Source organism: Roseateles sp. (genome assembly GCF_031397715.1).
Lineage (GTDB): Bacteria > Pseudomonadota > Gammaproteobacteria > Burkholderiales > Burkholderiaceae_C > Paucibacter_A.
The window spans coordinates 1-8,122 of the sequence record NZ_JANNMI010000166.1 but is presented as its reverse complement, the minus strand read 5'-3'; the positions used below and the strand labels follow the sequence as shown (position 1 = coordinate 8,122).

At 62.1% G+C, this 8,122-nt stretch carries 8 protein-coding genes; 4 read left to right on the top strand and 4 right to left on the bottom strand.

Annotated features, from left to right (window positions below):
- Window positions 1-21 precede the first annotated feature (21 nt).
- Entirely contained in the window at window positions 22-288 is a 267-nt protein-coding gene (locus RMO57_RS07180; protein WP_310385386.1) for a transcriptional regulator, read from the bottom strand.
- Complete coding sequence (locus tag RMO57_RS07175; RefSeq protein ID WP_310385384.1) at window positions 285-581, bottom strand: toxin-antitoxin system TumE family protein; 297 nt, start codon at window positions 579-581, stop codon at window positions 285-287. Before RMO57_RS07175 ends, RMO57_RS07180 begins: the two co-directional genes overlap by 4 nt.
- A gap of 361 nt (window positions 582-942) precedes the next feature.
- Between RMO57_RS07175 and RMO57_RS07170 the strand changes: the two genes are divergently transcribed.
- Window positions 943-1,560, top strand: a complete 618-nt coding sequence (locus tag RMO57_RS07170) for a transposase (RefSeq protein WP_310385382.1) — start codon at window positions 943-945, stop codon at window positions 1,558-1,560.
- Between the two features lie 585 nt (window positions 1,561-2,145).
- Here the strand turns inward: RMO57_RS07170 and RMO57_RS07165 are convergent.
- Complete coding sequence (locus RMO57_RS07165) at window positions 2,146-3,561, bottom strand: transposase (protein ID WP_310385381.1); 1,416 nt, start codon at window positions 3,559-3,561, stop codon at window positions 2,146-2,148.
- 24 nt (window positions 3,562-3,585) lie between these two features.
- Window positions 3,586-5,286: a GMC family oxidoreductase gene (locus RMO57_RS07160; protein ID WP_310385380.1), complete on the bottom strand. Its 1,701-nt coding sequence runs from the start codon at window positions 5,284-5,286 to the stop codon at window positions 3,586-3,588.
- 186 nt (window positions 5,287-5,472) lie between these two features.
- Between RMO57_RS07160 and RMO57_RS07155 the strand changes: the two genes are divergently transcribed.
- From RMO57_RS07155 to RMO57_RS07145, 3 genes are all read left to right on the top strand, one after another.
- Window positions 5,473-6,327 carry a FadR/GntR family transcriptional regulator gene (locus tag RMO57_RS07155; RefSeq protein ID WP_310385388.1) on the top strand — a complete coding sequence of 285 codons (855 nt, stop codon included), beginning with the start codon at window positions 5,473-5,475 and terminating at the stop codon, window positions 6,325-6,327.
- Window positions 6,324-7,634 (top strand): ABC transporter substrate-binding protein, encoded by a 1,311-nt coding sequence (locus tag RMO57_RS07150; RefSeq protein WP_310385379.1) that lies wholly within the window; start codon window positions 6,324-6,326, stop codon window positions 7,632-7,634. Before RMO57_RS07155 ends, RMO57_RS07150 begins: the two co-directional genes overlap by 4 nt.
- A gap of 50 nt (window positions 7,635-7,684) precedes the next feature.
- The coding region (locus RMO57_RS07145) for a carbohydrate ABC transporter permease (RefSeq protein ID WP_414896387.1) at window positions 7,685-8,122 on the top strand (438 nt) is incomplete at its 3' end.

Sequence of the window (8,122 nt, the reverse complement as noted above, 5' to 3'; positions counted from 1 at the left end):
GGCCAACTTGTGCCAACTGGTCTACATCGCGTTTGACAGCGCTGCGATCGCGCTGCGATCGCGCTGCAATCGCCCAGCGATGACTGTGATCGAACCCGGTTCAGCCTTGACGCTGCGGAACACTTCCAGTCGGCTGGCAGTCAGCAGGCGCAGCAGATCGGCAGGATCTTCAAAACTGACAGTACGCTCCTCTGGCATCGGTTGACCAGCGTCAGCCAATCGTGCCAACACCTTCCCTCTGCTAAAGAAATCTTGTTCGTTACCTGCCCTGAGAGTGACATTTTTCATGCTGTTCTCCTGAGTGCGGCCCAATCGGCCTGGAACTGATCTTCTATGTCGTCAAAACTCGTGAATTCAACCGCAGCCACAACACCGAAATAGTGCCGGTGGTGATACCCATGCTGGTTGTCATAACCCACCACGCGCCCGTTGTCACCAGCGTGCAGTGCATGGTTGATGTACGCAAGGTTGTACCGAGTCACCTGACCTTGCGCATCAACCCAAATTTCACGTCGAAGCTGACCATTTCCACGCTTTCGCGTGATGTGGTGCGTATCGTCGATGACTTTTCGATCAGCCATGACGCACTCTATCATGGCTGCCTCCCTGGTGGCTTGCATTGACTCGGTCCGGGGCCGGATTTGGCATCGGCGGCCGAACCCCTGCCAAGTCGGATGGCGACATCCTCGTGGGGGTATTTTTGGGGGTACTTCTGATTCTCAAAATCAGAAAAAGCTTATTCCATGAGGTCTAGCGGGCATGATGTGAAAGACACCCTCCCGAAGCCAATAAACACTGGCCTTTGCAGCCCGTTTTGTTTTTCTGCCCATGTTTCTGCCCATGCTTAAATCGACTTGTATGGCGCGCTGAGGCCGTGAGCTCATCGGCCGGTCCTGACGACTTGCCGCCGAAGAACGCCTTGGAAGTTTCGGGTCGAGGACCGTGCATTGGCTGCTGGAGTTGCGGGTGTGGGGCCTGGGGCCCGAGCCGCCCATGCGGCAGCTCGCCAAACTGGCGCTGTCGGTCACGATCGCCGGTTTCGGGCTGGTGCTTTGCAGCGGTTTGTTGATGTTTACCGCCGCCGTGAAGGCCAACTTGGCGGTGATGCGCTGCCTTGACGAGCAAGTCCGCGTGCTCGAATCGAGCGTGCTGGCCAAAGCCAAGCTGCGCGAGGACTACCAGGCGCTCAAGACCGTCAGCGGCATCGGCGTGACGTTGGCGCTGACCATCGCGCTGGAGACCGGCGACATCACGCGCTTTGCCTCACCCGGGGACTTCGCCTCCTACGCGCGCACGGTGGACAGCCGGCGCGAATCCAACGGCAAGAAGAAGGGTCAAGGTAACGCCAAGTGCGGTAACAAGTACCTCGCCTGGGCCTTCAGCGAGGCAGCGCACTTCGCGGTGCGCTACGACGCGCTGATCAAGCGCTGGTACCAGAAGAAGTGCACCACCAAGCTGTCGGTGGTGGCGATCAAGGCGGTAGCGCACAAGTTGGCGCGCGCGTGCTACCACGTGATGAAGGACGGCAAGCCGTTCGAGGCCGCGCGGGCGTTCGGGTAACCAGAGGACTTGGAGAGGATTTCCATGGGACGGCCGCGGCAGTGCCATTTAAGGGTTGGAGCAACCATGAGGGTTGATTGCACGCAGCGCGCCGATCCCGCCACCGTTTCGATAGTTCGTTGCGCCCGCCGCGCGAGCCATATGGGGTTGGATCGCTCGAGGCTCCCGCAGCTCAGAGCGAAGCCACGAGAGTTGTGCGGTCCGAAGCGGGCCGCGTCGACTGGACGCGCGGGGGCACAGAGGGTTTTCTGGGGCTGCAACGCAGCCAGGGCCTGGCTGAACCGCGAGGCGCAGCCCGGCTTGATCCTGATGGGTGACTGGTGCGCAACGGCGCAACCACAACTCGAGAACCAAGTGCGCGAAGAACTGATGATGCGGTGCTCGACGACAACGAATACAAGAAACTGAAGAAGGGGGACGTGCCGCGGCCTTCGGGACGCGGGGGGGTGGGTTTTGTCTATTGACGGAGGTCGGCTAATGGGTGACCCTGATGTTGGCCATGGCTTGCCGACACAGCGCGCAGCGCCACCCCGGCTGCAGGGTACCCGCAGCCCGCAGCGATAGGTATCCGACAGCGCAAGCGGCTCAAGCAGCGAAGTGCGGCCCCGCCTCGCGCGCCCGACCCTTGGGCGGCGGCTGCGGATCCAACCCCAGATAGCTCAGGATCTTCTCGATCACCGGCCGCTCCAGGATGGCGGCGATGATCTTGAGCTCCCCGGCGCCGCAGTGCGGGCAGCGCTGCATGTCGATATCGAACACCCGCTTGAGAAGCCGCGCCCAGCTGATGCGTCCGGGCCCAACTTGGGCGGTCTGGGCCTCGCACTGGACGCCAGATGCGGCAACGCCTGGCGCTTCCTCATCCTTGGGCGGCCCCTGCGGCACCACCAGCGAGCGCAGCTTCGCGTTCGGAGCCAGCACCCCATGGAAGCGGATCAGGTGCAGCCTGGGCCGTGGCACCAGCGCCGCCAGCCGCTGCAGGAACTCCAGCGGGCTCATCACCAGGTGCGTGGTGCCGTCGCGCCAGGGGGTCTTGAGCTTGAGCTCCACCTGCCCTGCATCGTTGAGCTGCACTCTCTCGTCTGCCAGCGCCGGTCGGGTAATGTATCGACAAAGCTGCTCCAGCCGCTTGCGCTCGTGCGCGTCGACCCGCACGGCCGCGTGCAGGCTGAACCCGTCGATGTCGCAGCACAGAAGCTCGCGCGCCATGCCCTCGCGCGCCATCGCGCCGCGCAGCGTCAAGACCTTCTGCCCGGCACGCGGCCCGAAGGCGATGCGGCAAGTGATGGCCGCCGCCTGCAGTGGCCGCAGGGTGCGCGCTTCGTCCCCGTCAGCGTTGGGGTCGGCCAGGTAGATCTGGCCCATCTCCTCGACCAGCACGCCCCGGCGCGTGAGCATCTTCATCAGCCGGGCGATGACCGTGTGCAGCAGCGCGTGCAGTTTGTCGTCGCTGGGCGCAACGGCTTGGACGAACACCGGCACGCCATCGGCGCCGCACCGGTACACCCCGTCCAGCACCAGGCAATGCAGATGTATGTTGAGGTTGGCCGCCGACCCAAAACGCTGGATCAGCGTGACGGCGCCGCTGTCGGCTTGATTGGCCGTGAGTCCGGCTTGCCCGAGCAGATGGCGCGTGATCACGCGGTGCACCACCTGCAGCACGGGTGTCACCAGTTTGGGCTGCGCGGCCAGCAGCACGCGCAGCGGGATGGGCAGCGACAGCACCCACTGGCGCACCGGCACGTGCGGGATGACGTGGTCTACCAGATGCGCCGCGGTCTGCGACATGCGTCGGGCTCCGCACGAGGGGCAGAACCCCCGGCGCTTGCAGCTGAAGGCCAGCAACTTGTCGTGGCCGCAGTCGCCGCAGCGCAGGCGCAAGAAGCCGTACGCCAGGATGCCGCACTCCAGGAAGGCGTCGAACTCGTCCTTGACGAACTGCGGCAGGTCGGCAGCGGTGGTCTCTTCGGCCTGAGCGAAGAACGTCGCGGCATGCTGCTGCACCAGACAAGGCGAACCCGCTCGCGCTCACATCTGCTTGTTCGCCAGAATGCTGCTTGCCATTTTCTCGGCGATCATGATGGTGGGAAGGTTGGTATTTGCGCGAGGTACTGTGGGCATCAGCGAGGCGTCGACGACGCGCAGCCCCGCTACTCCATGCACGCGCCCATCCACCGGGTCGACGACCGCATCCGGATTGCTGGCTGGACCCATGCGGCATGTTCCGCTGGGATGCCAGCCACCGATGGTGTATTTCCGCACCAGCCGCTCCAGAGCCCTGTCGTCGACCAACGCCTCGGCAAGTTTGTTGCCTGGCGCCAGCAACTGGTCGATCACCGTGCGGCGCAACGCGCGCGGACCATCCGTCAGCAGTGCCGGCCCAAGCGTTAAAAGCCAATTCCGAAGGTTGATCTTGCCGACCATCGCTGCCATCGCGCCATGTATCGCCACGAACGGGTCGGCCGAGGCGCCCTGCATGGCCGACGAGGCGTAAAACGCTGCCAGCTGCCGTACCGCCGACTTCATGCGTACCAGGTCGCGCCAGTCCGACAACAATTCAAAAGCGACTTCCGGGAATGTTTCCGGGTCCGGAGACCTCAGCCGCAGGAACCCTGAGGAATAGGGCTTGTTGATCCAGGTGAAAAGGGAGCCCAGGCGCCTTCCGATCGGGTGCCATGCGGACTTTGCAACCACTACGGTGAACATGTCATTGGGCGGACTCCATGACTCGTGGGACGTGTGGCGCAATGCCATTTGGACATGGCGGCGAGGCGTCTCGCCCATCCGCGCGGCGGGACGGATCCAAGACGCCATTGCCAGCGACGGATGCTCGCGGAGATTTCGACCGACGCCGCGTAGCGCGTGAATCGGCGCTACGCCGGCACTTCTCAATTCCGAGTCATCTCCGATGCCCGCCCGAAGCAGCATTGCGGGTGACAGCAGTGCACCGGCGGACAGAATGATTTCTCTGCCCATGATCGCCGCACCGCCAACCTCGACCCCGATCGCGCGCAAACCATCCATGAGGATACGCGTTACGTGGCTTTTGGAGCGGATTTCCAGATTGTTTCTGCGCCGAGTGGCCGCATCGAGATAACCCATGGAAGCCGATCTCCGTTGCTTGCGATCGGTTGAGAGCGTCATCGGAAACCAGCCATCGTCAAACCGGCCGTTCTGGTCCCCGATGTTGGAGTAGCCGCTGGCTTCGAACGCTGCGGCAGCGGCACGCGTGAAGCCCGGCCACTGGCTTTCATGAACGCGGCTTACCGTGATCGGGCCGTCACGCCCATGCATCGGCCCTTCATAGTCCAGGTCATTCTCCAGCTTGCGGAAGTATGGGAGAACCGCGTCCCAGGACCAACCCGTTGCCCCAAGCGAAGCCCACTCATCGTAGTCGTCGGGCGTACCACGGTTGGCGAGTTCGCCGTTGATGGTCGAACCACCGCCCATGACCCGCGCCTGGACGTACGGTTTGGCGGGAGGTCGCTGTGATGTGCCTTGGGAAACTGGCTCGAAGCAGACTTTCAGCCCCTTCCACTGGTAGTCCGGATTGAAGGCGGCGCGGTAGGGGTAGACATCCTTGATCTCCTCCGGCTCCTGACCCGGCAGATGGTCCAGCCCCGCCTCCAGCAGCAGCACCCGATTGGCATTGTTTGCGGACAGGCGGTTGGCGAGTACCGAGCCCGCTGAACCACCGCCCACGATGATGAAGTCCCAAAAACCTGCCATTCCTAAATTCCTTGAAAGATGCAATGGAAAACCGGGCAATCCGATTGCCAAGGCAGACGGTCGCCAACACCTTCATCCGCACCACTTCCGCAAAAATTGTCCGAGTAAAAGCATTCTGGGCGCAATTAGTATGATAAAGTTTAAAGTAGTCGAATAACTTTAGGCGTGTCAAAGCGCAAAAGATTGATGAATCAGAGGGAACCCCAAAGCCGGTCGGATATAGCCTATCGGTTGCTGCAGGACTTAATTGAAGGCGAAAGCATGGTTGACGGCGCGCGTCTGCCATCCGAGGTCGAACTCGTCAAAATGCTCGGCCTCTCACGCGCAAGCATCCGCGATGCCCTGGCGCACCTTCGCGCTGATGGCAGGGCCATTTCGCGCAGGGGAAGCGGGACATTTTTGATCGCGCAGAACTCGCCACAACTGGTGAAGTTATCGGTTATTGATTCGATCCAAGACCTTGTCGACTGGCACGAATTCCGGATTGCGCTGGAAAGCGAGGTCGCGGCACTGGCGGCCGAGCGGCGAACCGAGGCCGATCTGGCCGTATTGCGCATCGCACAAGAGCGACTAGTTGAAAAGTTGTCGAATCAATTCGCGGTCAGCGAAGACGCCGCTTTTCACGCCGCTGTTGCTCGGTGCTCCCACAACCCCCCATTGATCGAGGCCGTCGGGCGACTCGCGGCGCACATCTTTCGCTGGAACAAATACACCAGCGCAAGCGGAATCTTCACTCTGAGCGAGCGGCGGGAGTTGATCAGCGTCGAGCACGGCGACATCGTTACCGCCATTGCTGAACGCGACCCCGATCGTGCTCGTTCGATGGTTCGTCGCCATCTGCTCAACGGACGTGCGCGCTTGATCGGCCGCGTTCTTGATCGTCACCAAAGCATGGGTAGATCAGTGGGAAACCAGCCCTCCGACGCACCCAAAGCACCTGGCCTCGCCCAGGATCAGCGTCTCCGATCGGGGCCAGACGTCCGCGCCTTGGTTATTGATGGAGCCAAACCCCCTAGCCCGAATGAAAGGACACCCAAATGACACCTCGAATCCCCTTGAATCGCCGGACCATCGTCAAAATGGCGGGAGCCGGCGCCGTTCTGCCGTTCCTGAATGGAGCGGCTATTGGCCAACCGGCATCGGGACTTCCCGCTTCCAGCGTGAGGCTCTGGACATTTCTCAGCGCCGAGGGCAAGTCCCCGCGCGAGGTGGTTCTCAAGCGCATCATTGATCGGTTCAAGGCGGCCAATCCGCGGGTATCCGTGGTCGTTGAATCACAGCCGTTCCAGGAACTGGAGACCAAATTCGTTGCTGCCGCAGCGCAGCGACGCGCGCCGGACCTGATCTTCATGCGCGACACGTTTCTGAGTCTGGTCGTGAGCCGCAACGTATTGGCCGATCTCAATGAAGTGCTGTCGGCGGATTTCAAGCGAACGGCAATCCCTGACATGTACGAGGTTTTCGTCCGCAAGTCAGTCTACGACGGCAAGCTACAGTCCCTGCCACTCTGGCCCTCGCCGGCCCAGACCATCTTTTACCGCAAGGACGCCTTGCGCGAAATCGGGCTCGAGAAACCACCCCTGACATGGAAAGAGTTCGCTCCTGCCGCCGGGAGATTGACCAAAGGCGACCGGCTCGGTTTCGGCCTTCCTACCAGCGACAACAGCGTTTCGGCCTTCATCAACATGATGACGGGCTTTGGCCCGAATATCTTCGATCCCGCCACCGGGCAGATCGACCTTTTGGGTGGGCAGGCCCTGGAAACTGCCGACACGGTGAGGGCCCTGGTGAGGAACAAGGCGCTGTCCAAGACGCTGCTCAATGCCATGGGTGACGACATCCAGGACCAATTCGCCGCCGGCCGATTTGCGATGGCGCAGGCGTTTACGCCGCGCTTTCAACAATACAAGTCCATCGCAGCCGGCTACAACGCCAACGAGCTTGCCATCTCACCCTGGCCAGCGTTCGGTGACCGCCCGCCAGCTGCCTTGCTCGGCCCGTACTGGACCGTCGGGCTTTCGGCCCAGTCCGAAAACAAGGCGGCGGCCGCCGCGTTCCTGGAGGCGCTCTACAGTCCCGAAGCCTCCATGGAGTGGGCCAAGACGGCTGGACTGGTGCCGGACCGGAGGTCGGTCATGTCCGATTCATGGTTCAAGCAGCCAGAGGCCTCGAATATCGCCCAGTTCGTTTCCATCCTTTCAAGCCCGGGCGCCATGGTATTTCCGCAAAAGCTCCCCGATGTGACGAAACTGTTCACCGTGCTGAACGGTGCACTGCAGGAACTGATCGGCACCGAGGAGGCGCCAAGGGCGATCCTGGGACGGGCCAAGGCGTCGCTGGGCTGGTGATGCCGGCAAACCCTGGCCACAACACGGACGCCAGGCACCCTGGCCAGGTCATGCCGCGCTCGATCGAGGCGGCCAACCGAACCGCGCGCCGGGTCGGTGTCGCCCTGGTCGGCCCCGGCCTAGGTTTGGTCATAGCAGTCAATATATTGCCGGCTTTCTACGGCTTCTACTTGAGCTTGAGAAAGGTGTTTTTCTTTCAGGACGACGGCTTCATTGGGCTTGAGAACTACATCGTACTTTTTCAGTCTCCCTCTACCTGGCAGGCCATCGGTCGCTCGCTGACTTTCACCTTCGGATCGCTGGCGCTTGCCGTTCCGGTGGCGCTGCTGGTGGCCCTGGGCGTGCGCCAGCTCGGCGCCCGGGGACGCCTGTTGCTCACCGTGTTACTGGTGCCTTGGGCGATGAGTCCGATCGTTGTGGCCCTGTTGTGGAAATGGATTCTGCTTCCGTCCCCCGGCGGCCTCGCCACCAGCATCCTGGCCTTTGCC

Coding starts and splice junctions, on each gene's coding strand:
- RMO57_RS07160 (WP_310385380.1), bottom strand. CDS start 5,286: ATGGCAGGTTTTTGGGACTTCATCATCGTGGGCGGTGGTTCAGCGGGC.
- RMO57_RS07180 (WP_310385386.1), bottom strand. CDS start 288: ATGAAAAATGTCACTCTCAGGGCAGGTAACGAACAAGATTTCTTTAGC.
- RMO57_RS07150 (WP_310385379.1), top strand. CDS start 6,324: ATGACACCTCGAATCCCCTTGAATCGCCGGACCATCGTCAAAATGGCG.
- RMO57_RS07175 (WP_310385384.1), bottom strand. CDS start 581: ATGGCTGATCGAAAAGTCATCGACGATACGCACCACATCACGCGAAAG.
- RMO57_RS07155 (WP_310385388.1), top strand. CDS start 5,473: ATGAATCAGAGGGAACCCCAAAGCCGGTCGGATATAGCCTATCGGTTG.